The sequence below is a fragment of the Dyella sp. genome (assembly GCF_035685885.1).
GTDB lineage: Bacteria > Pseudomonadota > Gammaproteobacteria > Xanthomonadales > Rhodanobacteraceae > Dyella.
Map to the genome: position 1 here is coordinate 1 of NZ_DASRZX010000083.1, position 23,402 is coordinate 23,402.

At 66.0% G+C, this 23,402-nt stretch carries 17 protein-coding genes; 8 read left to right on the plus strand and 9 right to left on the minus strand.

Translation table 11 applies throughout. The features are described from left to right. Together VFG49_RS10120 and VFG49_RS10125 are read left to right on the plus strand one after the other, a co-directional pair. A partial coding sequence (locus VFG49_RS10120) for a DegV family protein (RefSeq protein ID WP_324860051.1) occupies positions 1-780 on the plus strand: 780 nt, incomplete at its 5' end. 27 nt (positions 781-807) lie between these two features. Continuing rightward, positions 808-1,446, plus strand: a complete 639-nt coding sequence (locus VFG49_RS10125) for a DUF4124 domain-containing protein (protein ID WP_324860053.1) — start codon at positions 808-810, stop codon at positions 1,444-1,446. A gap of 231 nt (positions 1,447-1,677) precedes the next feature. Here VFG49_RS10125 and VFG49_RS10130 read toward each other — a convergent pair whose 3' ends face one another. Beyond that, entirely contained in the window at positions 1,678-2,460 is a 783-nt protein-coding gene (locus VFG49_RS10130; RefSeq protein WP_324860055.1) for an SDR family oxidoreductase, read from the minus strand. 95 nt (positions 2,461-2,555) lie between these two features. Between VFG49_RS10130 and VFG49_RS10135 the strand changes: the two genes are divergently transcribed. Then, positions 2,556-2,774: a hypothetical protein gene (locus tag VFG49_RS10135; protein ID WP_324860057.1), complete on the plus strand. Its 219-nt coding sequence runs from the start codon at positions 2,556-2,558 to the stop codon at positions 2,772-2,774. A 287-nt stretch (positions 2,775-3,061) separates the two neighbouring features. Further along, complete coding sequence (locus VFG49_RS10140; RefSeq protein WP_324860059.1) at positions 3,062-3,886, plus strand: ABC transporter ATP-binding protein; 825 nt, start codon at positions 3,062-3,064, stop codon at positions 3,884-3,886. 68 nt (positions 3,887-3,954) lie between these two features. On the opposite strand, the gene sppA is transcribed toward VFG49_RS10140, so the two are convergent. Then, positions 3,955-5,820, minus strand: a complete 1,866-nt coding sequence (sppA, locus tag VFG49_RS10145; protein ID WP_324860061.1) for a signal peptide peptidase SppA — start codon at positions 5,818-5,820, stop codon at positions 3,955-3,957. 109 nt (positions 5,821-5,929) lie between these two features. Then, on the minus strand, positions 5,930-7,297 hold the full coding sequence (locus tag VFG49_RS10150) for an MATE family efflux transporter (protein ID WP_324860063.1): 1,368 nt from the start codon (positions 7,295-7,297) through the stop codon (positions 5,930-5,932). Positions 7,298-7,435: 138 nt separating this feature from the next. Here VFG49_RS10150 and VFG49_RS10155 point away from each other — a divergent pair, with 138 nt between their 5' ends. The 4 genes from VFG49_RS10155 (at position 7,436) to tal (ending at position 13,527) form a co-directional block, all read left to right on the plus strand. Beyond that, positions 7,436-8,554, plus strand: a complete 1,119-nt coding sequence (locus VFG49_RS10155) for a DUF3667 domain-containing protein (protein ID WP_324860065.1) — start codon at positions 7,436-7,438, stop codon at positions 8,552-8,554. 460 nt (positions 8,555-9,014) lie between these two features. Next, positions 9,015-11,180: a primosomal protein N' gene (locus tag VFG49_RS10160; protein ID WP_324860067.1), complete on the plus strand. Its 2,166-nt coding sequence runs from the start codon at positions 9,015-9,017 to the stop codon at positions 11,178-11,180. Positions 11,181-11,204: 24 nt separating this feature from the next. Further along, positions 11,205-12,536: an NAD(P)/FAD-dependent oxidoreductase gene (locus VFG49_RS10165; RefSeq protein WP_324860069.1), complete on the plus strand. Its 1,332-nt coding sequence runs from the start codon at positions 11,205-11,207 to the stop codon at positions 12,534-12,536. Between the two features lie 31 nt (positions 12,537-12,567). Continuing rightward, on the plus strand, positions 12,568-13,527 hold the full coding sequence (gene tal, locus VFG49_RS10170) for a transaldolase (RefSeq protein WP_343215349.1): 960 nt from the start codon (positions 12,568-12,570) through the stop codon (positions 13,525-13,527). Between the two features lie 683 nt (positions 13,528-14,210). Here tal and VFG49_RS10175 read toward each other — a convergent pair. From VFG49_RS10175 to rpoH, 6 genes are all read right to left on the minus strand, one after another. Continuing rightward, positions 14,211-15,674, minus strand: a complete 1,464-nt coding sequence (locus VFG49_RS10175; protein WP_324860073.1) for an efflux transporter outer membrane subunit — start codon at positions 15,672-15,674, stop codon at positions 14,211-14,213. Next, positions 15,661-16,866, minus strand: a complete 1,206-nt coding sequence (locus tag VFG49_RS10180) for an efflux RND transporter periplasmic adaptor subunit (RefSeq protein ID WP_324860075.1) — start codon at positions 16,864-16,866, stop codon at positions 15,661-15,663. The genes VFG49_RS10175 and VFG49_RS10180 overlap by 14 nt, the downstream gene beginning before the upstream one ends. Continuing rightward, positions 16,859-20,062, minus strand: coding sequence for an efflux RND transporter permease subunit (locus VFG49_RS10185; RefSeq protein WP_324860077.1), 3,204 nt, complete (start codon positions 20,060-20,062; stop codon positions 16,859-16,861). The genes VFG49_RS10180 and VFG49_RS10185 overlap by 8 nt, the downstream gene beginning before the upstream one ends. A gap of 113 nt (positions 20,063-20,175) precedes the next feature. Continuing rightward, positions 20,176-21,606, minus strand: coding sequence for a HAMP domain-containing sensor histidine kinase (locus VFG49_RS10190; RefSeq protein WP_324860079.1), 1,431 nt, complete (start codon positions 21,604-21,606; stop codon positions 20,176-20,178). Further along, a complete protein-coding gene (locus VFG49_RS10195) occupies positions 21,603-22,301 on the minus strand; it encodes a response regulator transcription factor (RefSeq protein ID WP_324860081.1) in 699 nt (232 codons plus the stop codon). The genes VFG49_RS10190 and VFG49_RS10195 overlap by 4 nt, the downstream gene beginning before the upstream one ends. A gap of 109 nt (positions 22,302-22,410) precedes the next feature. Beyond that, entirely contained in the window at positions 22,411-23,268 is an 858-nt protein-coding gene (rpoH, locus tag VFG49_RS10200) for an RNA polymerase sigma factor RpoH (RefSeq protein WP_324860083.1), read from the minus strand. Between the last annotated feature and the right edge of the window lie 134 nt (positions 23,269-23,402).

Consider the following 23,402-nt stretch of genomic DNA (forward strand, 5'->3'; position numbering starts at 1 on the left):
AGTCGCAGCCATTCGGCGGAAACCGAACCCTGCTCGATCGAGGAAGTACAGAAGCTGGTCCTCGACAAGCTGGTGCTGGAACAGGACTGCGTGTTCTGCCTCACCATCACGGCCACGCGCTCGGCCATCAACGACCACGTGATCAAGGCCAGCTTCGCGGTGCTGAAGAACTACCGCGACGTACGCGAGCGGCATGGCATCACGGGCCCGTTCCTGATGCGCGTCATCGATACGCGCACGCTGTTCGCCGGCTCAGGCCCGGTTGTCGTGGAGGCCGCCCGGCTGATCGAAGCCGGCGAAGCCCCGGCGGCGATCCGCGAGCGTCTCACCCTTGTTGCCAACAATGCCTACGGCTACATGCTGCCGCGCGACCTCTATTACCTGCGTGCCCGCGCCAAGAAGAAGGGCGATCGCAGCGTGGGCCTGATGAGCGCCGTGCTGGGTTCGGCGCTGGACATCAAGCCGCTGCTGCGAGGCTATCGCGGCGAGACGGGACCGGTCGGCAAGGTGCGCGGCTTCGAGCAGGGCGCGGAAACGCTGTTCAACTATGCCGCCAAGCGCGTGCACGCCGGCCTGCTGGTTCCAGTGGTCTGCGTAAGCTACGGCGGCGACCTGGCCGAACTGGGCAAGCTGCCGGGCTACGCCGCGCTGCGCACCGCATGTGACGAGTGCGACGTGGAGCTGATGGAAGCGCCGATGAGCATCACCGGCATGGTCAACGTCGGCGAAGGCGCCGTGACGTTGGGCTTTGCCGCGGAAGAACACGCCACGGACTTCTGAGCACCACCGTTCGACGGAGGTCTGCGCATGATCCGCCTGGGTACGCTGCTTCTGCTGGCCGGCCTCGCAGGCCCGGCGCTCGCGGGCACGGCCTATCAGTGCACCGGCGCGGACGGCCGCACCTCCTTCCAGGACAAACCCTGCGCGCCCGGGCAGCGACAGCAAACCCTGCAACTCGACGATTCCCAACCGGCCATGCCTGCGCCTGCGCCTGCGCCATCGCCACTCCCGCAGAAGGACATCGACACGGCACCGCCGACTCCGGCGCCCGAACCGGTGACGCCGCTGCCGGTGATGTATGCCTGCATGCGCGCCACCGACGGCAAGACCTACCTCAGCGAGAACGGCGATCCGCAACCCTACCAGGTGCCTTACGGCATCCTCGGGGCCGCGCAGCTGCCGCTGTCGCAAGTGTATGGACCAGGCGGTGGCGGCGGTGCCTCCGCGCCCGAACTCAACCGTGGCAATGTCACGCCCGGTTTGATCGCGCGGCGCTACGTATGGGTGCAGGACACATGCCGTGAGCTGACGCCGGGCGAGACCTGCCACGCATTGCGCGATGCCTACGACGAGATCGAAACCAAATTGCGCCGCGCGTTCAAGAGCGACCAGCCGCCCCTGGAAAAACGCGAAGCCATCCTGCGCGCACAGCTGCGCAACTGCTGAGCGACGCTGCTCATGTTTTGCGCAAAGCCATGCAAGTGGTTGCTGCGCAAGCGCGCCGAGCACTTGTCCACAGGCTTGCTACCAGCCTTTCCCCAACGGCTGTGGAAAACCGCGTCGCGCCTGTCGCGATTTTGATCACGATGATGAAAACGCTGCGCTGGCGCGCACTTGCAGCACCTATCCACAGGCTTGCCCATGGGCAGTCCACATGGGCTGTGGAAAAGTGCGGACTCAGAAGCCGTAGTTGAGAAAGCCGCCGTCCACGCCAAGCACCTGCCCGGTGACGTAGCTCGCGGCGGGCAGGCACAGGAAGGCGATGGCGGCGGCGACTTCCTCCGGCTCACCGATGCGGCGCAGCGGCGTGCGGTCCAGCACTTCGTCCAGGTACTCGTCGTTGGCCAGCGCCGGTTCCGAGCGCTGTGTGCGGATGTACCACGGCGCCACTGCGTTGACGCGGATGCCATCGGCGCCCCATTCCACGGCGAGGTTGCGCGTGAGCTGATGCAGCGCGGCCTTGGCCATGCCGTAGGGCGAGCCGGTGCGCACGGCCGTGATGCCGGATACCGAGCCCACGTTGACGATCGCCGCATTCGCGTGTTGCACCAGCTGCGGGTGCGCCAACCGGCACATCTCGAAGGCCGAGAACAGGTTCTGCTCGAAGATCGCGCGATAGTCCTCTTCGCGATAAGCCAGCGTGGGCGCCGGCTGGTTGCCACCGGCGTTGTTGACCAGCAGCGACAGCGGCGCGCCCAGGTCGGCGATCCAGTCGAACACGGCCAGTCGCTCTTCCTGCTCGCTGAGATCCGCGCCGAAAGCCAGCACCTCGATGCCCGGAAAATCGTCCAGCAGCTCCACGCGCACCTGTTCCAGGTAGTCGCCGTCGCGGGAGACCAGCAGCAGGTTGGCGCCGAGTCCCGCCAGTTCGCGGGCGGCGGCATAGCCGATGCCCTTGCTGGCGCCGGTGATCAAGGCGGTGTGTCCCTGCAGCTGCCAGGCATCGATGCGTGCGTTCATGCACCGAGCTTAAAACCACCATCCCACCCGCGCCAAGCTTGCCGGCCGCCTCGCCACTGCACGACACTGCCCGCCACGCGCTGCGAGGACCCGCCATGAAACGCCCTGCTCTGATGCTCTGCGCCTGCCTCCTCGCCGCCTGCTCCGGCAAGCCGCCGGCGCCCATGTCACAGCCTGCCGCCGCAAGCACCGCGCGCGTCGCCACGCCATGGGACGACCTGAAGAAGGACGAGCAACGCGCCCGCGACGTGCAGAAGGCGGTCGACAAGCAGGCCGACCAGCAGCGCCAGCAGATCGACGCGGCCTCGCAGTAGCCCGGCGCACCTCCCTGTAGGAGCGCACCCTGTGCGCGATGGACCTGCCGTGAAGCGATGCGCACTAACAACTTCGAATTGATCATCGGAGCGCAACCAGCACACGTCGCCGCCTGATCCTGTGGGAGCGCTTCCTGTGCGCGACGAGCCCGCGGTGAATCTCGACGGTGAACGCAGAGGCCGGACACTGAGGCACGCCACACGTCGCGGTCGCGCACTGGGTGCGCTCCTACGGGTGTCGATCGAGGTACTTGGCAAGCCGTGTTTCAGCGGGCATGGTGGATTGCATGAACGCCCCCCACCCTGACGAACTGGCGGCTGCGCCGCTGCTGCAGTTGGACGACGCCAGCGTGATGCGCGGCGATCGGCTGATCCTCGACCACTTCAGCCTGCGCATCGAAGCCGGCGAGCACACGGCCATCCTTGGCGCCAATGGCGCCGGCAAGTCGACCCTGGTCCGGCTGATCACGCGTGAGCTGTACCCTTTGGCGCGCGACGACGGCCACGCCTCGGTGCAGGTATTCGGACGCGATCGTTGGCATGTGTCCGAACTTCGCGGACTGCTCGGCATCGTGTCGCCCTCGCTGCAGGACGACTGCACCAGCGATGCCACGCTCGACGTTTCCGAGGCGGTGCTGTCGAACTTCTTCGCCGCGCGTCGCCTGGGGCTGGACCATCGCATTACCTCATCCATGCGCGAACGCGCGGACGAGGCACTTGCGCACGCCGGCGCCGCTCATCTGATAGGCCGCCGCATGGTCAGTCTTTCCACCGGCGAGGCGCGCCGTGTGCTGATTGCACGCGCCCTGGTGCATCGCCCGCGCGCGCTGCTGCTGGACGAACCTTGCGCCGGCCTCGACATGGCGAGCCGCCGCCGTTTCCTCGAAAGCCTGCGCGGGCTGGCCCGCAGCGGCACCACGCTGTTGCTGGTGACTCACCACATCGAGGAGATCCTGCCGGAGATCGGACGCGTGGTGCTGTTGCGTGACGGACGCATGCTGCAGCAGGGCGACAAGGCCGAGGTGCTCACGGATTCCTCATTGAGTCGCGCCTTCGACATGCCCGTGCATGTGCAACGCCATGGCGAGTACTACAGCGCTGCCCTGGCCTGATGTCCGTCCCGCCAAAAAGAAAGGCCCCGGCTTGCACCGGGGCCTTCTTGTGTCACGAGGCTCGCTGATCAGCGTGGCGCACAGAAGCAGTACGCGTAGACGTTTGGACGTCCAGCCTCGGCCGTGCGCAGCAGCTTCAGCTCCGGTGCCATCGCGTTGATGCGGCTCATCCACGACGGCACGCTTATGCCGTACGAACGCGCCACCTGCACCATCGCGCTCTCGTTGAGGTTCACCAGGTACTGCTCAAACGTGCCGAGCGGTTCCTCGACATAGCGGATCGGGTAGCCCTTCTCGAGCTTGGCGCGCTTCGCCGCATCGGCCACGGCCTCGCCCAGGCCGCCGAGCTGATCGACCAGTCCGCGATCCAGCGCCTGCTGGCCGGTCCACACGCGACCCTGCGCAATCGTGTCGATGGCGTCATACGGCTTGCCGCGCGCCTTGGCCACCTGACCGACGAAATCGCGGTAACCCTTCTCGATGGTCGCCTGGATCACGGTGCCGACCTTCGGATCCAGCGGGCGCGTGATGTCGAAGGCGCCGGCGAGCGGACCGGTGCCCACGCCGTCGTTCTTCACGCCGAGCTTGTCGAGCGTGCCAGGCACGGTCAGCACCATGCCGAAGATGCCGATGGAACCGGTGATGGTGTTGGGTTCGGCATAGATGCGATCGGCATTCATCGCGATCCAGTAACCGCCGCTGGCCGCGACGTTGCCCATCGACACCACGACCGGAATGCCGGCCTCGCGCGTGAGTTCCACTTCGCGGCGGATCTGTTCGGCGGCATACACCTCGCCACCGGGCGAGTTGATGCGCAGCACGAGTGCCTTGGTGCGCTTGTCTTCGCGGGCCGCGCGGATCAGCGCCGCGGTGGAGTCACCGCCCACGGTGCCCTGCGGCTGCTTGCCACCCGAAATCTCGCCTTCGGCGACCACCACCGACACGCCGGGGTCGAGGCCGCCATCACTGTCGGGCACTGCCGCGCTGTAGCGCTGCAGGGACACCTGGCGGAAGCCTTCGCCCTTCTTGCCGGCAGGCACGCCCTCGCGGCGCATCATCGCCTCGAGTTCGGCCGGCGTGGCCAGGCCATCGACGAGATGCTGGTCCAGCGATAGGCGGCCAAGGTCGCCGCGCGTGTTGGCGATCTGCTCGGGCAGGCCGTCGATGTCGGCGCGCAACGCAGTGGGTTCGATCTTGCGCAGCTTGGCCACTTCGTTGATGTAGCTGTCCCACAGGCCGCCCATCCAGAAACTGTCCGCCTCCTTCGATTCGGATGAGGCGTGGTCGAGGATGTACGGCTCGGCGGCGCTCTTGAACTGGCCGACGCGGAACAGATGGACGTCCACGCCGATCTTGTCGAGCAGGTCCTTGTAGAACAGGCGGTAGTTGGCGAGGCCCGTGATCATCACGCCGCCCTGCGGATCCACCAGGATGCGGTCGGCATGTGCGGCGAGGTAGTACTGGCCCTGGTCCAGGCTCGGCGCCCACACGATCACCGGCTTGCCGGCCGCGCGGAAGCGATCCAGCGCCGCGCCCACTTCGCGCAGCGCGGCAAAGCCGCCGCCATGCAGTTCGGACGGCATCAGCAGGATGCGCGTGATGCGCGAGTCCTTCGCGGCGGCATCGATGGCGCCAACCAGGTCGCGCAGCTGCACCTGCTTGGGCTCGTTGCCGGACAGCTGCGCCAGCGCGCGTTCCATCGGCTCGATACTGTACTGCTCGACCAGTTCGCCCCGCGGCTTGATCACCAGCACGCTGTCGCTCTGCACGACGTGCTGGCCATGGGTGCCGAGGTATCCGGCCATCAGCACCATGCAGACGATGAACAGGAAAAAGAAAAAGATCAGGTTGAGGATAACCAGCCTGACCACGTTGATGCCGCGCCCAAGGACGCAGAGAAAAGCCCAGAAACCGTTGGGACGGCGCTCCGACATGCGAAGGTTCCTCAGAGTGTCCGCGACAGCGTAGCCGTTCGCGCAGCGAAGGTCATGTAGTAGCGAAGGCGCAGCAGGCCGGCCTGTTCGCAAGGCCCTGCGTGCGATCTCAGGCCGGCTGCCGCCAGCGCTCGCGCGCAGCGCTGCGGCAGAAGCGGATGAACAGCAGGATGGCCGCCATGGTGAGCCCGGCAATCAGGCCCATCCACATGCCGCGCGCACCCAAGCCGTGCCGGAACGCCAGCCACCAGCCGACCGGCATGCCTACCACCCAGTAGGCGAACAGGGTGATCACCATCGGCACACGGGTGTCCTTGAGGCCACGCAGCGCCCCGTTTGAGGTCACCTGGATGCCGTCGGAAAACTGGAACAGTCCCGCCAGCAGCATCAGTTGCGCAGCCAGCGCGATCACCGCCTCGTCATGCGTGTAAAGCCGCGCCAGCACATGCGGCAGACTCAGCATCACCGAGGAGGACACCACCTGCACGCACAGCGCCAGCCCGATACCGCACAGGCCCGCATAGCGCACGCCCGTGGCGTCACCGCGCCCGACCGCATTGCCCACGCGCACGGTGATCGCCATCGACAGTCCCAGCGGCACCATGAAGGCGATGGTCGCCACGTTGAGCGCCACCTGGTGGCTGGCCACCACCGTCTCGCCCAGCGTCGCGATCACCAGCGCCACCGCCACGAACAGGCCGCCTTCGGCCAGCAGCGTGACGGACATCGGCCCCCCGATCTTGAGCAGGTCGAGCAGGATCTTGGGTCTGGGCCAGGCCAGGCCTTCGCGCAGGCCAAGGTCGCGATACGCCGGATGCTTCGCCACGAACCACGCGAAGCCGAGCATCTCCAGCCACAGCACCGTGGCCGTGGCGATGCCGCTGCCCAGCGAACCCAAGGCGGGCAGGCCGAACTTGCCATACATCAGCACGTAGCCCAGGGGCGCCAGCAGCAGCAGGCCCCCGATGCTGAAATACATCGAGGGGCGCGTCATCGACAGGCCTTCGGAAAGGCCCCGCAACGCGAAGTAGCTGGTAAGCGCCGGCGCGGCCCAGCTGATGGCATGCAGGAAATGCATCACGTCGGTGCGCAGCGTGGGCACTACCCCGATCCAGTCGAGCATGGGCGTGGCATTGCGCACCAGGAACCACATCACCACGCCCATGAACCACGCCAGCCACAGCGCCTGCACGAACACCGCGCCCACCTCGTGGCGACGACCCGCGCCGTCGAGCTGCGCTACCGACGGCGGCACCGCCATCATCATGCCCAGCCCCGCCACCAGGGCGAGCGCCCAGATGCTCACCGCCGTGGTGACGGCGGCCTGCACGTGTGCGTTGAGATGCCCCGCGAGCACGGCATCGACGAAGTTGGGACCGACAGCGGCCAGCTGCGCGGCAATCAGGGGAAGGGCGAGGCGCACCGTGGCACCGACCTCGCGCGCCACCCTGGCGCGATCGGGGCGGAAAGCAAGCATGGGAAGGACTCCTGGGCCGGACATTCTAGCGCACTGGCGCGACAGCCCCTGTCGCAAGCCAACCGGGAATTCCCACCGAGGCTGATTGCATCACCCGCTTGTGCCAAGATCGCGCGTTGACCGACTCGGGGGAGGCAGATGAAGAAGGAACTGGTGTCGTTCGAGGGCGTGCATTGCGCGAACTGCAGCGCGCCCATGCAGGGAGAGTTCTGCCACGAGTGCGGGCAATCCATTCATTCCGTGCTGCGCCCGATGCACCACATGGTCGAGGACACGCTCGACATGGTGCTGCACATCGACGGCCGCGTGGTGCACACCGTGCCGCCGCTGCTCTACCGCCCGGGTTTCCTGACGCTCGAATATTTCTCCGGTCGGCGCCAGCGCTACGTGGCGCCGTTCCGCCTGATGTTCGTGTTGTGCCTGCTGGCGTTCTTCGTCTGCCACATCGCGATCGACAACGTCGGCTTCACTGACACCAACCTCAAGGCCAGCGAAGGCACCGGCGAATTCGCCAAGGACCTCACGCCCGACGCCGTGCGCACGCACTACGAGCAGGTGCGCAAGGACATCGAGAAATCCAACGAAGACGCCGGCCACGGCAAGAAGGCCATGCACCGGGACGTGAGCGCGGAACGGGACCACGCCAACCACCGCCTCTCGCAGCTGGGCGCCATACCGCTGCCAGCACAGACCGAAGACGGCTGGAACTTCCACTCCAAACAGGTCGATGTGACCTGGCTGCCTGATGGCATGAACCGCAGCATCAACCGCTCGATCGAACACATGGGCACCAACCTCAAGGGCGCCATGGTCGGCGGCGAGGAAGGCGCCGCAGCGCAGGATCGCATCCTGGCCGGCGTGTTCAGCGTGCTGCCACAGACCATGTTCGTGGTGATGCCGCTGTTCGCCCTGCTGCTGAAGGTGATGTACGTCTTCCGGCGGCGTCTTTACATGGAACATCTCATCGTGGCGCTGCACAGCCATGCGTTCCTGTTCCTGGCACTGCTGCTGGGCGTGCTGCTGGGCATGCTGCGCGCGTGGCTGGTGCCGCATGGCGCCTGGATGGGCCCGCCGCTGACCGTACTGATCTGGGTCCTGGGCATCTGGATGCCGGTGTACCTGCTGATCATGCAGAAGCGGGTCTACCGGCAGGGCTGGTTCCTGACCACGATGAAGTACCTGTTCGTGGGCTGGTGCTACACGTGGCTGATCGGTTTTGCCCTGGGCTTTGCCGCCCTGCTGGGCTTGGCGCGTTGACGTTTCCCTGCACGGTATTTTGTGACAACCATCACACGAAAACGGCGCAGCGGCGCCGTCTCGCGGCGTCCAGGCAACCCTGTCGAGAGGGGTTTTGCACAGCGTCACAGGGCTGTCAAGGCAAGTCCCGTGCCTGTGGCAGTTCCATGAACATCAACCCACCAAGAAATTTAATGCTTTGATTTTAAAGCATATTTCAGCATGGTTAAAACTTGCGCAAGACGTCCGGAAAGCCGTTTTCATGCGCCTGGAGGCCCTCCCTCAACGCACGATCCACAGACTTATCCACAGACTCTGTGGATAAGCACAAAAGCGCCCTGCCAATAGTCACTTAGGTCGGCTTTCTAGATGACGGGGCAGCAAGCCTCCGCAAGCGGGCGCCGGGGCGCCATTCGGTAGCCGACGCCTTCTTCCGTCCGTGGATGGCAGGCCGGTTACACTGACTGCCTACGAGGTGTTCATGCCCGCTGTTCTCCGCGTCGCCCTCCCGGTTCCCCTGCCGACCCTGTTCGATTACCTGCCCGCCAACGCGGGCCGGGCCGACGTGGGCAGCCGCGTGCTGGTGCCGTTCGGCAAGGGCAAGGCGGTGGGCGTGGTGGTGGCCACCGACGTCGAAGCGGCGGTGGGCAGCGCCCGGCTCAAGCGGGTATTGCGCGTGCTGGATGACGCGCCGCTGCTCGACGCCGAACTGATGTCTACACTGGCCTGGGCCGCCGACTACTGGCTCGGCGCGCCGGGCGAGGCCTACGCCAACGCACTGCCGCTGGCGCTGCGCGAAGACCGCCCGCTGCCCGACACCCGCGAGGAAGCCTGGTCGCTGACCGCCGCCGGCCGCAGCGCGCTGGATGCCGGCAGCCGGCGCGGCCGCAGTCGCGCCCTGCTGGAGGCGCTGGCGAAGGGTCCGCAAACGGCCGAACTGCTGCACGAAATGCTTCCTGGCTGGCGCGATGCAGGCCGGCGCCTCGATGAGGCGGGATTGATCGAACGCATCGCGCTGGCCGCCGCAACGATGCCGGCCAGTGCCCCGCACGACCTCACTCCCGAACAGCAGCACGCCGTGCAAGAGATCGGCGCGGCGCTGGGCCACTATCAACCGTTCCTGCTCGACGGCGTCACCGGCAGCGGCAAGACCGAGGTGTATCTGGCGCTGATCCAGCAGGTGATCGCCCAAGGCAAGCAGGCGCTGCTGCTGGTGCCCGAAATCGGCCTGGCTCCGCAGACCGTACGCCGCCTGCGCGATCGCCTCGGCGTGCCGGTGCAGGTGCTGCACTCGAATCTTGCCGAAGGCGACCGCGCGCGGGCCTGGCTGCGCGCCCGCAGCGGCGAAGCCCAGGTGATCTTGGGTACGCGCTCGGCGGTGTTCACGCCGCTGCCCAATGCGGGGCTGATCGTGGTGGACGAGGAACACGATGGCGCCTACAAGCAGCAGGAAGGTTTCCGCTACCACGCACGTGACCTCGCCTTGCTGCGAGCCCGCGCGCTCAACGTGCCGGTGGTGCTGGGTTCGGCCACGCCGTCACTGGAATCGCTGGCGAACGTGCAGGCTGGTCGCTACCGCGCGCTCCATCTGCGCGCGCGACCCGGTGCGATCCGCGCGCCGCAGGTGCAGATCGTGGACATGCGCGCGCAGCGCCTGGAGCATGGCTTGTCGCCTTCGCTGCTGGCCGCCGTGGGCGAGACCGTGAAGCGCGGCGAGCAGGTGCTGGTGTTCCGCAACCGCCGCGGCTATGCGCCGGTACTGCTGTGCTACAGCTGTGGCTGGCATGCGGAATGCCCGCGCTGCGAACACCCGATGACCCTGCACGCCGGTCGCCGGATGCTCATCTGCCACCATTGCGATTACAACGCGCGTCCGCCCGCCGCCTGCCCCGCCTGTGGCACGCCGGAACTCAAGCCGCAGGGCCAGGGCACCGAGCGGCTGGAAGAAGCGCTCACCGCGCATTTTCCCGACGTGCCGGTGCTGCGCATCGACCGCGAGACCACGCGCCGACGCGACGCCTTCGAGGAACTGCTCGATGGCCTGCGTCAGGACGCACCGGCGATCCTGGTCGGCACGCAGATGCTCGCCAAGGGCCACGACCTGCCCAACCTCACCCTGGTGGCCATCGTGGGCGTGGACGAAGGACTGCACAGCGTGGATTTCCGCGCGAGCGAACGCCTTTCCCAGCTCGTCGTACAGGTGGCCGGCCGCGCGGGCCGCGCCGCCAAACCGGGTCGCGTGCTGCTGCAGACGCACCATCCCGAGCATCCCCTGCTGCGCCAGCTGCTGGCGCAAGGCTATGCCGCTGCGGCCATCACGCTGCTGGAGGAGCGCCGCAGCGTGCAGTTGCCGCCCTACGGTCATCAGGTGCTGCTGCGCGCCGACGCGCACCAGCGCGAGCACGTCGACGCCTTTCTCGCCGAAGCCGCGTCCGCGCTGGCCGGCGCGCCACTGCAGCTGGCCGGCCCGATGCCCGCGCCCATGCCGTTGCGTGCGGGCCGGCATCGCGGCCAGTTGCTGATCGAGGGGGACAGTCGCGCCACCCTGCACAACGCTTTGCGACCCTGGCATCGCACACTCTCGACGCTGCCATCGGCGCGCCGGGTGCGCTGGTCGCTCGACGTGGATCCCGTCGACCTCTACTGAGCACGGGCCACGGCGGGCGCTCCCATGACTTCTTTTCCCGAGAGGCATCACATGGACGGCAACGCCCCCTCCCCCGATCATCCCCATGTCGTCATTCTTGGCGGCGGCTTCGGCGGCCTCGCCGTGGCGCGCGGACTCGCCGACACCCACGCACGCATCACCCTGGTCGATCGCCGCAACCATCATCTGTTCCAGCCGCTGCTCTACCAGGTCGCCACGGCGGGACTTTCCGCGCCATCCATCGCTGCACCGCTGAGGCAGATCCTGCGTCGCCAATCCAACATCACCGTGCTGATGGATGAAGCGCTCGACGTCGACCTGGCGCAACGGCAAGTACGGCTGGCTGGCGGCTGGCTCGGCTATGACGCGCTCGTCGTCGCCACCGGCGCCACACATGCCTACTTCGGACACGATGAGTGGGAACGCTATGCGCCAGGCCTGAAAACACTGGATGACGCCTTCACCATCCGCCGCCGTGTGCTGCTCGCCTTCGAGCGCGCGGAACGCGAAGACGATCCGGCGCGTCGACAGGCATGGCTCAACTTCGTGGTCGTCGGCGGTGGCGCCACCGGCGTGGAACTGGCGGGCACGCTGGCGGAGATCGCACGCCACACACTGCCGCGCGAATTCCGTCGCGCCGATCCACGGCAGGCGAATGTATTGCTGGTGGAAGCCGGGCCACGCCTGCTGCCGGCCTTTGCACCGGAACTGTCGGACAAGGCACGCCGCCAGCTGGAAAAACTCGGCGTCGAAGTTCGCCTGGGCACGGCGGTCACCGCCATCGATGCGCACGGCGTGATGCTTGGTGACGCGCCGCATCCGGCGCACACCGTGCTATGGGCAGCGGGCGTTGCCGCCTCACCGCTGGGCCGGAGCCTTGGTGCGCCAGTGGATCGCGCGGGGCGCGTGCTGGTCGAGCCCGACCTCAGCCTGCCCGGCCATCCGGACGTATTCGTGATCGGCGACCTTGCCAGCATCGCGCAGGTTGATGGACGTCCCGTACCAGGCGTAGCGCCCGCGGCCAAGCAAATGGGACGGTACGTGGCCGACGTGCTGAAGGCGCGCTGGCGCGGCAACGCCGGCATCCGACCCTTCCGTTATCGCGATGACGGTTCGCTGGCGACCATCGGGCGCATGGCGGCGGTGGCGCAGTTTGGCCGTCTGAAACTTTCGGGCCTGCTGGCATGGTGGGTATGGCTGATGGCGCACATCGCCTTCCTGATCGGCTTTCGCAACCGTCTGGTGGTGATGCTGGACTGGGCCTGGTCGTACTGGACCTACCAGCGCCACGCCCGCATCGTCACGGGCACCGATGAGACCGGAGAGGCGGACGCGACTTTGCCGCGCGAGGGCTAAGGGTGGACAATCCACGCTTTACCCGCCGGATATCACTGTGTCTTCCCAACTCGAACAACTGCGCCAGTACACCACCGTAGTCGCCGACACCGGCGATATCGAGGCCATTGCCCGCTATCACCCGGTGGACGCGACGACCAACCCTTCGCTGCTGCTGAAGGCCACGGAATCGCCGGCCTATGCACCGCTGATCGACGAATCCGTGTCGCGCGCCAAGTCCGAGAGCAACTCGCGCGAGCAGCAGCTCATCGACGCAGGCGATCACCTGGCCGTCGCCGTGGGCCGCAAGATCGTTGAACTGGTGCCGGGCCGCGTCTCCACCGAAGTGGATGCGCGCCTCTCGTTCGACACCGATGCCACCATCGCCAAGGCCGAACGCCTGATCTCGCTGTATGAAGAAGCGGGCGTGAAGCGCGACCGCATCCTCATCAAGATGGCCTCCACCTGGGAAGGCATCCGCGCCGCGGAAAAGCTGGAGAAGCGCGGCATCAACTGCAATCTCACCCTGCTGTTCTCCTTCGAACAGGCCGTGGCCTGCGCCGAAGCCGGCGTGTTCCTCATCTCGCCGTTCGTCGGCCGCATCATGGACTGGTACGTCAGCAACACCGACACCAAGACCTACGCACCGGACGAAGACCCGGGCGTGAAGTCGGTGCGCCGCATCTACGCCTGGTACAAGAAGCACGGCTTCGACACCGTGGTGATGGGCGCCAGTTTCCGCAACATCGGCCAGATCCAGGCCCTCGCCGGTTGCGACCGCCTCACCATCAGCCCCGACCTGCTGGAAAAGCTCCAGCATGAAGAAGGTGCGTTGCCGCGCGTGCTGAGCGACGACGGCACCCGCGAAGCGAAGGTTGCGCCGCTGACCGAAGCCGCCTTCCGCTGGGGTCACAACGAAGACGCCATGGCCACCGACAAGCTTGCCGACGGTATCCGCAAATTCGCCGCCGACCAGCGCAAGCTCGAAGCGCTGCTGACGAAGAAGCTGTAAGGGCTTTTAAGTTCGCAAACCAGAACGCCCCGATCAACGGGGCGTTTTTCGTGGCGAACCCTACGTTTGTAGGAGCGCACCCAGTGCGCGACCGCCACCTGTCGGCTTCTCAAAGCTCCGTCGGCTTTTCGCGCACTGGGTGCGCTCCTACAAGTGACAGGTGGCGCTGCCGCGAATATGCCCCCTCTCCCCAACCCTCTCCCCGAAGTGTAGAGGGAGTAGTGCGAGGCGCTGCTTTAAGTCTTCAGTGCTCCGACGCGTTGCGGGGTAGCGGCGCCGCTTGAGGTAGTAAAGCCACGCGTTGTCGATGCCTCGGTCAACAGGCTTGTGTCCATCGCAGTGCTGCGAGCCTTTTAGCTCATTTTCTTTGGGTTACTTTTTCTTTTGGAGCAGCAAAAGAAAAGTGACTCGGCGGCCGGCAGGACGTCGAAACGCCCGCTGCGTCCCACAGGGACTTCCTTCGGTCGTAAGCGGCGCGCTGGCGGTATCGCCACATTAGAACCAAAAGAGACTCGCTACGCTCGCCCCTTCGGGGCCGCCCTACGGGCGTTCTGCGCGCTTCGCGCTTGTCCTGCTTGACCAGCCTCCGGCTGTTCAGAAGCACCTCGCAGGAATGACGGCAGGAGAGACCGGGGCGAAGGCGATCGCGCACAGGGTGCGCGCCACAAAAGAAGTAGAAGAAACTACTTCTTCGCTTGCGCCTTCGCATCCCTCGCCAACACCTCCGGCGAAATATCCCCACTATCCCAACCACCACCCAGCGCGCGCACCAACCCCACACTCGCGCGCAACTGGCTCGTCTGCAACCCGAGCAACGTGAGATGCGCATCCAGAGCCGCCACCTGCGCGTTCACTACATCGAGGTAACTGTTGGCGCCCTGCTTGTACAACGCCATCGACAGCCGCAACGTGCGATCCGCCGCCCTGGTGGCATCGTTCTGGTCCACCAGCGCGTTGCCGTAGTGGTTGAGCAGCGACTGGTTGTCCTCCACCTGCTGGAACGCGGCCAGCACGGTGCCGCGGTAGCGCGCGCTCGCCTCGTCGAGGGCCGCATGCGCCTGCGCCACCTTGGCGCGACGGCGACCGCCGTCGAACACATCCATCAGCAGGCTCGGCCCCAGTGCCCACACCTGGCTCGGTGCGGTGAGCAGGTTGCCCCACGCGCCACTGGCGAGGCCACCACCGGCGCTAAGGGTCAAGGACGGAAAGAAGGCCGAACGTGCGACGCCGATGTCGGCATTTGCTTCCGCGGTGTGACGCTCGGCCGCCGCGATGTCGGGACGGCGTTGCAGCAGCGTGGACGGCACGCCAACCGGTATGACCGGCAACGCAGGAAGATCGATCTTCGGGTCCAGTGCAAACGTCGAGGCCGATTCGCCTACCAGCACGGCGATCGCATGCTGCAGCAACTCGCGCTGCGCACGCGTCTGCGACAGCTGCGAACGCGTGGCCGAAAGCTGCGTCTGCGCGCGGTCCACGTCCAGTCCGGACACGGCACCACCGGCCTGCAGCGTCTTGGTCAGCTGCAGCGCACGCTGATAGGCATCGACGCTTTTCTGCAAAAGGTCGACCTGCCGGTCGACACCGACCAGCACGAGGTAACTGTCGGCCAGCTGCGCCTCCAGGCTCAGGCGCACCGATGCCAGGTCGGCCGCCGAAGCCTGCATCGACGCGCGGCCCGCCGCCACGTTGTCGTGCACGCGACCCCACAGGTCCACTTCGTACGTCGCCTGCCCGGTCAGCGAGTAGGCGTCATACCAGGTGGGCGAGGTCGCGCCGCGCAGCGACGAGTTGTCCGACTGGCGATTGCGCACGGCGCCAGCACCCAGCGATACCTGCGGAAAAAGGTCGGCGCGCACCTGCGCCAGCACATCGCGCGACTGCTGGTAGCTGGCCAGCGCCGCGGCGAGATCCGCGTTATGCGCAAGCAGCTGGTCTTCGAGCCCATCCAGGCGCGTATCGCCGTACAGCTTCCACCAGCCTTCGCGCGGCAACTGATCCGCGGGCGCCGCCGTAGTCCACGGGCCGGGCGGCTGGTAATGATCGGCCACCGGCGCATCCGGCGCCTTGTACGTGGGCGCCATCGAGCATGCGCCCAGCGCAAGCGTGGCAGCCAGCGTGATGACGAGATGCTTAGGCCTTGTCATGGGATTTCGCCTTGGCATCCGGCTGCGGATTCTTGGCGATGCGCACGGGGTCGCCTTCCACCAGGCCGTCCGGCGGATTGCTGATCACGCGATCGCTCGCTTCCAGGCCCGAACCCAGCTCTACCGTCTTGCCGTAATCGCGACGGATCGTCACCGTCTTGAACTTCACCTGGTCGTTCGCATCCAGCGTGGCCACACGCAGGCCCTTGTCGTCGAAGATCAACGCTTCGGACGGCACGCGCACGCCAAGCGCGGCGGACGCAAGGTTGAGGCTGATGCTCGCGTAGCTGCTCGGCAGCAACTTGCCGTCGGGGTTGTCCACCAGCAGCTGCACCAGCGTGGTGCCCGAGGTCGGCGTGATCGCGCGCGCATCGGCCTCCACCTTGGCGGTGAAGGTCTTGCCCGGATACTCGGGCACGGTGAGCGTGGCTTCGTCGCCGCGATGGATGCTGGGCGCATACACCTGCGGCACGCGCACATAGACGCGCAGCTTGCTGGTATCGGACACCTCGAACAACGGCGTGCCGCCTGCGCTGTCGGCGGTCACCAGTGCGCCGACGTCGGTGTTGCGCGCAGTCACGCGGCCGTTGAACGGCGCGACGATGCGCGCGTACGACTTCAGCGCCTTCAGGCGATCGAGGTTGGCCTGAGCCGCATTGGCCTGCGCCTGCTTGGCGGCGTAGTCGCCGTTGTACTGGTCCACCGACTGCTGCGAGACCGAATCGGGATCGGTCTGGTGCAGCACCTGCCACCGCTTGGCCGTGGTACCCGCGAGCGCGGCATTCGCCTTCGCGCTGGCGAGATCGGCCTGCGCCTGCAGCAACTGCTGGTCCAGGTCCGGCGTGTCTATTTCACCGAGTACATCGCCCGCCTTCACCGGCGCGCCGATGTCCTTGTTCCAGGACTTCAGGTAACCACTGGTGCGCGCATAGATGGGCGCGTTGCTATAGGCGTCCATCTGCGCGGGCAGCTGCAGCGGCGAATTGCCGTTGCCGGCCTCTGGCGTGGTGACCACGACGGTGGGAATCGCCTGCTCGTCGGTCCACTGGTTGAGGCTGCGTGCATCGGAGATGCGCACCGCCACGCCGATCACCACGATCGAACCGAAGAGGACCGCACCGATCAGCGCGGCCAGGCGCAGGCGACGCGGCGAGGGCGTCGACTCGGGAAGCGAAGTGATGTGCTCAGACATGGACAGGTTCTCCGGCAGCGGGAGCCGAATCGGTGGCGCGGCCATACCGCGCGTGCACGATGGAAAAAACGACGGGAACGAAGATGAGGGTGGCGGTGGTGGCGAACAGCAGGCCGCCGATCACGGCACGGCCCAGCGGCGCGTTCTGTTCGCCACCATCGCCAAGACCAAGCGCCATCGGCACCATGCCGATGATCATGGCGAGCGCGGTCATCAGCACCGGGCGAAAGCGCACGAAGCCCGCCTCGCGTGCCGCCAGAGCGGCATCGCCGTGGAAGTTCAGGCGTTCGCGGCAGAAGCTCACCACCAGCACGGAGTTGGCGGTGGCCACGCCCATGCACATGATGGCGCCGGTAAGCGCAGGCACCGACAGCGTGGTGCGCGTGACGAACAACATCCACACGATGCCGGCCAGCGCGGCCGGCAACGCTGTGATGATCACGAACGGATCGGTCCACGACTGGAAGTTCACCACGATCAGCAAGTACACCAGCACGCCCGAGCCCAGCAGGCCGAACAGCAGGCCCGAGTAGGCATCGTTCATGGTCTGCACCTGGCCCAGCAGCGCGATGTTGGCGCCCTTGGGCTTGGCCTTCTCGGTGTCCTTGAGCAGCTTCTGGATGTCACCGGCCACTGCACCCAGGTCGCGTCCCTGCGTGGCGGCATAGATCTCCACCATCGGCTGGATGTTGTACTGGCTCACGACCATGTTGCTGTGCGTGCGCGAGACATCGGCCAGCGCGCCCAGCACCTGCGAACTGCCGCCGGTCTTGGCGGTAATCGGCAGGTTCGCCAGCGCCGCCAGCGTGTCCAGCGTGTACTGCGGCACCTGCGCGGAGATCGGATAGGTGACGTTGTTGTCTGGATTGAGCCAGAACGTCGGCGACACCTGCGAGGTGCCGGAAAGATCGGCCACCAGGCTGCTGGTGACATCCTGTTCGGTCAGGCCCAGCAGGCCGGCACGCGTGCGATCCACGTCGATGCGAAAAGCGGGCGAGGCCTGCGACTGCTGGATGCGTGCATCGGCCACCCCGGGAATCTTGCGGATGCGGTTGAGCAGCAGGTTGGCGTATTCGAAGTTCTTGTCCAGGTGCGAACCGCGTATCTGCAGATCGATCGGCGCGGGCGAACCGAAGTTGAGGATCTGGCTGACGATGTCCGCCGGCGGGAACGAGAACACCGTGCCCGGGAACAGGCGCGGCAACTTCTCGCGCAAGGCCTTCACGTATTCGGCGCTCGGACGATGACCTTCCTTGAGCGAGATCTGGATGTCGCCATCCTGCTCGCCGATCTGCCCGGTGTTGTTGTAGATGGTGTTGATCGAGCTGGCGTACTGACCAATGTTGTCGACCAGCGTCTCCAGGTCCTGCGGCGGGATCACCTGGCGAATGGCCTTCTGGATGTCCGCGAATTCGTTGGCGGTCACTTCCACGCGCGAACCCACCGGCACGCGGGCATGCACCAGGATCTGGCCACCGTCCACGTCCGGGAAGAAGTTGCTGCCCAGCCCCGGAAGCAGAAGGAACGACAGCAGCACGAAGCCCAGGAAGCCCGCGACGAACACCTTGCGATGATCCAGCGCGAGCTTCAGCACGCCGCTGTAGCCGGCGCGGAAGGTCTCGAAGCGATCCACGAAGGCGCGCTGGAAGCGGCCCAGCGCCGACTTCGGCGGCGGCAGCGGCAGGTGCTGGCCATGCTCGTCCACTGTCGGCGGATGCTCCTGCAACAGGAACTTCGCCATCGTCAGCACCAGCGTGCGCGACAGGATGAACGAGAAGATCATCGCGAAGATCACCGCCTCGGCCATCGGCACGAACAGGTAGCGCGCCACGCCCGGCAGGAAGAACATCGGCACGAACACGATGCAGATGCACAGCAGCGACACGAACGCCGGCACGATGATCTGCGCCGAGCCGTCGACGATCGCCGTGATCACGTCCTTGCCCTGCTCCAGATGCCAGTTGATGTTCTCGATGGTCACCGTGGCCTCGTCCACCAGGATGCCCACGGCCAGCGCAAGGCCGCCCAGCGTCATGATGTTGAGCGTCTGGCCGATGGCCGATAGCGTTAACACCGAGCCAAGCACGGCCAGCGGAATGGACGTGGCAATGATCAGCGTGGAGCGCCAGCTGCCCAGGAACAGCAGGATCATCAGGCTGGTGAGCGCGGCGGCAATCACGCCTTCGCGGATCACGCCGTCGATGGAGGCGCGCACGAATACCGACTGGTCGCCGATCGGCGTCACCGTAAGGTTGTCGGGCAACGCATCCTTCATGCCGGCAAGCTTTTCGCGTACGCCGGCGACGATGGCGAGCGTAGAGGTGGAACCATTCTTGAGCACCGACAGCAGCGTCGAGCGCACGCCATCCACATGCACGATATTGGTCTGCGGTGGATTGCCATCTCGCACGTGCGCCACGTCGCGGATATAGATCGTTGCGCCGTTGACGTTCTTGATCGGCAGGTTTTCCAACTCCGCGACGCGTTCGGCCGCGTTGTTGAGCAGCATGATGTATTCGTACTTGCCGATCTTCTGCGTGCCGATCGGGCTGATCTGCTGCTGTGCCGCCAGCGCATTGGCCACGTCCTGCGTCGACAGGCCGCGTGCCTGCAAGGCACCCGGATCGACGTCGAGCTGGATCTGTCGCGTCTTGCCGCCGAACGGATACGGAATGGCCGCGCCCTGCACCGTCACCAGCTGCGGACGCAACTGGTTGAGGCCAACGTCACCCAGCTGCTGCTCGCTCAGGCCTTTGCCCGAAAGCGCCAGCTGCAGGATCGGCACGCTGGAAGCGTTGTAGTTCACGATCAGCGGCGGCGTGGCGCCCGGTGGCATCTGCTTGAGCAGCGTCTGCGCAATCGCCGTCACCTGCGCGTTCGCCACCGCGATGTTCGCGCCGGGCTGGAAGTAGATCTTGGTGATGCCCATGCCGTTGAGCGACTCGGCCTCGATGTGCTCGATGTCGTTGACCGTGGTGGTCAGCGCGCGCTCGAACGGCGTGTTCATGCGCCCGGCCATCTGGTCTGGCGTCATGCCGGTGAACTGCCACGACACCGCGATCACCGGGATGTTGATCTCGGGGAAGATGTCCGTGGGCGTGCGTATCGCCGCCATGGCGCCGAACAGCAGAATGACCAGTGCAAAGACAATAAAGGTGTAGGGCCGCGTGAGCGCGATCCGGACGATGCCAAGCATGCGGGGGATTTCCATGCGCGAATGATGCGTCGCGGCAAATTTTCGCACGCAGCCGACGCGCCCGGCTCATCCGGACGCATGAAGATAATTTCATGTTGCCGCGCGCGCGGCGGTCACACGATGGCCGGCGTGACTTCCGGCACGGTGCGCGAAAGGCAGGTGTCCGGCTTCTCGCCCGGCGCCAGCGCATAGCAGTAGAGCGTGAGACGCGCGCCCTGCGAAGACTCGCCGATGTCCAGCGCATAACCATGCAATCGCACGATGGCGCTGACGATGCTCAGGCCGAGGCCGGAGCCTGCCGTGGTGCGGCTGTTGTCGCCCCGATAGAAGCGGCGCGTCACCGCATCGCGCTCATCGGTGGGAATGCCCGGGCCGCTGTCGACGATATCCACGCGGGGCCCGCGCTTGTCCATGCTCGCGCGCAAGCTCACGCGTCCGCCATGCGGCGTGAACTTGATGGCGTTGCCGACCAGGTTGGCCAGCGCTTCGAACAACAGATGCGCATCGGCGCGGACGGGCGCCAGCGTCTGGACGTCCAGATCGAACGGCTGCCCGCGATCCTCCGCCACCGGCGCATAGAACTCATGCACCTGGCGCAGTACCTGCCCCACGTCCACTTCCTCGAAGCACGCTGCGCGGTTGCGATCCTCCAGCTCCGACACGCGCAGCAGTGCGCGGAAGCGCACCAGCACCGCGTCGATGTCGACCATGCACGATTCCACCAGCGCTTCTTCGGGCTGCCCTTCCAGCTGCTGCTGCGTGCGATACAGCCGCGCGCGCAACCGCGTGAGCGGCGTGCGCAGGTCGTGCGCGATGTTGTCGCATACGCCCTTCACTTCGTTCATCAGGCGCTCGATCTCGCCCAGCATGGTGTTGACGATCGCCGCAAGCTGATCAAGCTCGTCGCCGCGCCGGCTCACCGGCAGGCGCTTGGACAAGTCGCCCTGGCGGATCGGATCGGTGGCTTCCTGCAGTGCACGGATGCGCTTCTCCGGCCCGCGCCGCAGCAGAAAGCCGCCAAACAGGCCCGGAATAATGGTGAGCGATACGCCCCACAGCAGTGCGCGCTTGATGATCGCGCCAATGCCATCGATGGTGCTGGTGTCCTTGGCGATCACCAGGATGTCGCCGTTCGGAAGCACCGAGGCGAGGCCGCGCGCACGCACGCGTTCGGCGTCGCGATCGGGGCGCGGGAGACCATGCTTGAGCTGGTGCACCTGGCCATCGCGTGGCAGCGATCGCGGCAGGTTGTCGATGTTGCCGGCCACGGGGCGATGCTCGCGATCGAACAGGCCCACCGACATCACGCCATGCGGGTCGATCTTGCTCGTCGCATCCACCGTGGCCGCCATGCGCTCGGGTTCGGTCGAGGCGATGTAGTGCATGCGCTGCACCAGCATCTGGTCGATGACATTGTTGAGATAGCGCGTGGTTTCCCACTGGATCACGCCGACCAGTACGAAACCCCACAGCGCGAACAGCGCGCCGTAGATGAGGATCAGTCGCGACGTGGCCGAGTGCCAGGCGTTGGGGCGTGCGTTCATGGCGTCACCGGATCGGCTTCCTGCACGGTAGCCAGGCGATAACCTGTGCCACGCACGGTATGGATGAGGGCCGGTTGGCCGGCGGCATCGATCTTTCGACGCAGGCGCGCGATGTGCACGTCGATCACATTGGTGCCGGGATCGAAATGGAAACCCCACACTGTTTCGAAGATCATCGTGCGGGTCAGTACCTGGCCACAATTGCGCATCAGGAATTCGAGCAACCGATATTCGGTGGGCAGCAGCGTGAGTGCCTGGCCGTTGCGGTAAGCCACATGGCTGACGAGATCGAGTTCGAGGTCCGCCACGCGCAGGCGCTGCACCGTCTGCGGCTGTCGCCGCCGCAGCAGCACTTCCACGCGCGCAGCCATCTCGTCGGGCGCGAACGGCTTGGTGAGGTAATCGTCGCCACCGGCACGCAGGCCGCGCACACGTTCGTCGACGTCGCTCAGCGCGCTGATCATCAGCACGGGCGTGTCCACGTTCGCGCGGCGCAATTGCGCCACCACATCGATGCCATCCATGCCGGGTAACATGCGGTCCAGCGTGATCAGGTCGTAGCCACCCTGCGTCGCGCGCTCCAGTCCCTGGCGGCCGTCACCGACCCATTCGGCCAGCATGTCGTGCACGCTCAGTTCGGCGACGATCTCGCGCGCCGTGGTTTCGTCGTCTTCGATGACCAGGACTCGGGGCATGGCGGCTGACAGCAACAGGATCCTATCGGAAGGAACGGAGCCAGCCCTGTCTCCGCATAGCCAAACGGCCCCGTGCGGGGCCGTTGGCATGTTACGCCGATCAATTCGATTACGCGGCGAAGAGACCGCGCATCTTCTTCATGGCGTTGGCTTCGACCTGGCGGATGCGCTCGGCCGACACGCCGTACTCGTCGGCAAGATCCTGCAGCGTCGCCTTGTCTTCGTTGAGCCAACGACGCTGGATGATGTCGCGCGAGCGCTCGTCCAGCTTCTGCAACGCATTGGACAACGTGTCGAGCTGGTTGTCGGCCTGGTCGGCGTCGGCCACGTTGTCGTACGGGTCCGCGCCTTCGTCGATCAGGAAGGCTTCCGGCGCCGGCTTGGCGTCTTCGTCCGCATCGGCCGGAGCCTCGAAGCCGATGTCACGACCCGACAGGCGCGATTCCATCTCGCGCACGGTCGCTTCGGGCACGCCCAGATCCTTCGCCACGGTGCGCACTTCTTCGGCGTTCATCCAGCCCAGGCGCTTCTTGCTCTTGCGCAGGTTGAAGAACAGCTTGCGCTGCGCCTTGGTGGTGGCCACCTTGACGATGCGCCAGTTGCGCAGGATGAACTCGTGCATTTCGGCACGGATCCAATGCACCGCAAAGCTGACCAGGCGAACGCCCTGGTCGGGATCGAAACGCTTCACGGCCTTCATCAGGCCGATGTTGCCTTCCTGGATCAGGTCGGAAAGCTGCAGGCCATAGCCGCTGTAGCCACGAGCCACGTGCACCACGAAACGCAGGTGGGACATCACCAGCTTGCGGGCCGACTCCAGGTCGTCCTGTTCGTTGTAGCGGCGCGACAGCGCCTGCTCCTCATCCTGACTGAGCACCGGAATCCGATGGACCGCCGAGATATACGCATCCAGACTGCCGACGACACTGGGCACCGGCAGGTTGGCGGTCACCAAAGCTTGAGACATGTTGGACCTCCTGAATGAGGGATCAGCTTAGCACTCGGATAGAGAGAGTGCTAAAGGCCACGGCAAGTTCCGCGGCCTTTGATGTACTGCATAGTACAGGAATTTGGGACACACGTCCAGTGGCGCATCCCAGG

Bases quoted from the DNA above. Each gene is read 5' to 3' on its own strand.
- VFG49_RS10160 (WP_324860067.1), top strand. From the start codon at position 9,015: ATGCCCGCTGTTCTCCGCGTCGCCCTCCCGGTTCCCCTGCCGACCCTG.
- VFG49_RS10195 (WP_324860081.1), bottom strand. From the start codon at position 22,301: ATGCCCCGAGTCCTGGTCATCGAAGACGACGAAACCACGGCGCGCGAG.
- VFG49_RS10130 (WP_324860055.1), bottom strand. From the start codon at position 2,460: ATGAACGCACGCATCGATGCCTGGCAGCTGCAGGGACACACCGCCTTG.
- VFG49_RS10140 (WP_324860059.1), top strand. From the start codon at position 3,062: ATGAACGCCCCCCACCCTGACGAACTGGCGGCTGCGCCGCTGCTGCAG.
- VFG49_RS10165 (WP_324860069.1), top strand. From the start codon at position 11,205: ATGACTTCTTTTCCCGAGAGGCATCACATGGACGGCAACGCCCCCTCC.
- VFG49_RS10135 (WP_324860057.1), top strand. From the start codon at position 2,556: ATGAAACGCCCTGCTCTGATGCTCTGCGCCTGCCTCCTCGCCGCCTGC.
- VFG49_RS10150 (WP_324860063.1), bottom strand. From the start codon at position 7,297: ATGCTTGCTTTCCGCCCCGATCGCGCCAGGGTGGCGCGCGAGGTCGGT.
- VFG49_RS10175 (WP_324860073.1), bottom strand. From the start codon at position 15,674: ATGACAAGGCCTAAGCATCTCGTCATCACGCTGGCTGCCACGCTTGCG.
- VFG49_RS10185 (WP_324860077.1), bottom strand. From the start codon at position 20,062: ATGCTTGGCATCGTCCGGATCGCGCTCACGCGGCCCTACACCTTTATT.
- sppA (WP_324860061.1), bottom strand. From the start codon at position 5,820: ATGTCGGAGCGCCGTCCCAACGGTTTCTGGGCTTTTCTCTGCGTCCTT.
- VFG49_RS10180 (WP_324860075.1), bottom strand. From the start codon at position 16,866: ATGTCTGAGCACATCACTTCGCTTCCCGAGTCGACGCCCTCGCCGCGT.
- VFG49_RS10190 (WP_324860079.1), bottom strand. From the start codon at position 21,606: ATGAACGCACGCCCCAACGCCTGGCACTCGGCCACGTCGCGACTGATC.
- VFG49_RS10125 (WP_324860053.1), top strand. From the start codon at position 808: ATGATCCGCCTGGGTACGCTGCTTCTGCTGGCCGGCCTCGCAGGCCCG.
- rpoH (WP_324860083.1), bottom strand. From the start codon at position 23,268: ATGTCTCAAGCTTTGGTGACCGCCAACCTGCCGGTGCCCAGTGTCGTC.
- VFG49_RS10155 (WP_324860065.1), top strand. From the start codon at position 7,436: ATGAAGAAGGAACTGGTGTCGTTCGAGGGCGTGCATTGCGCGAACTGC.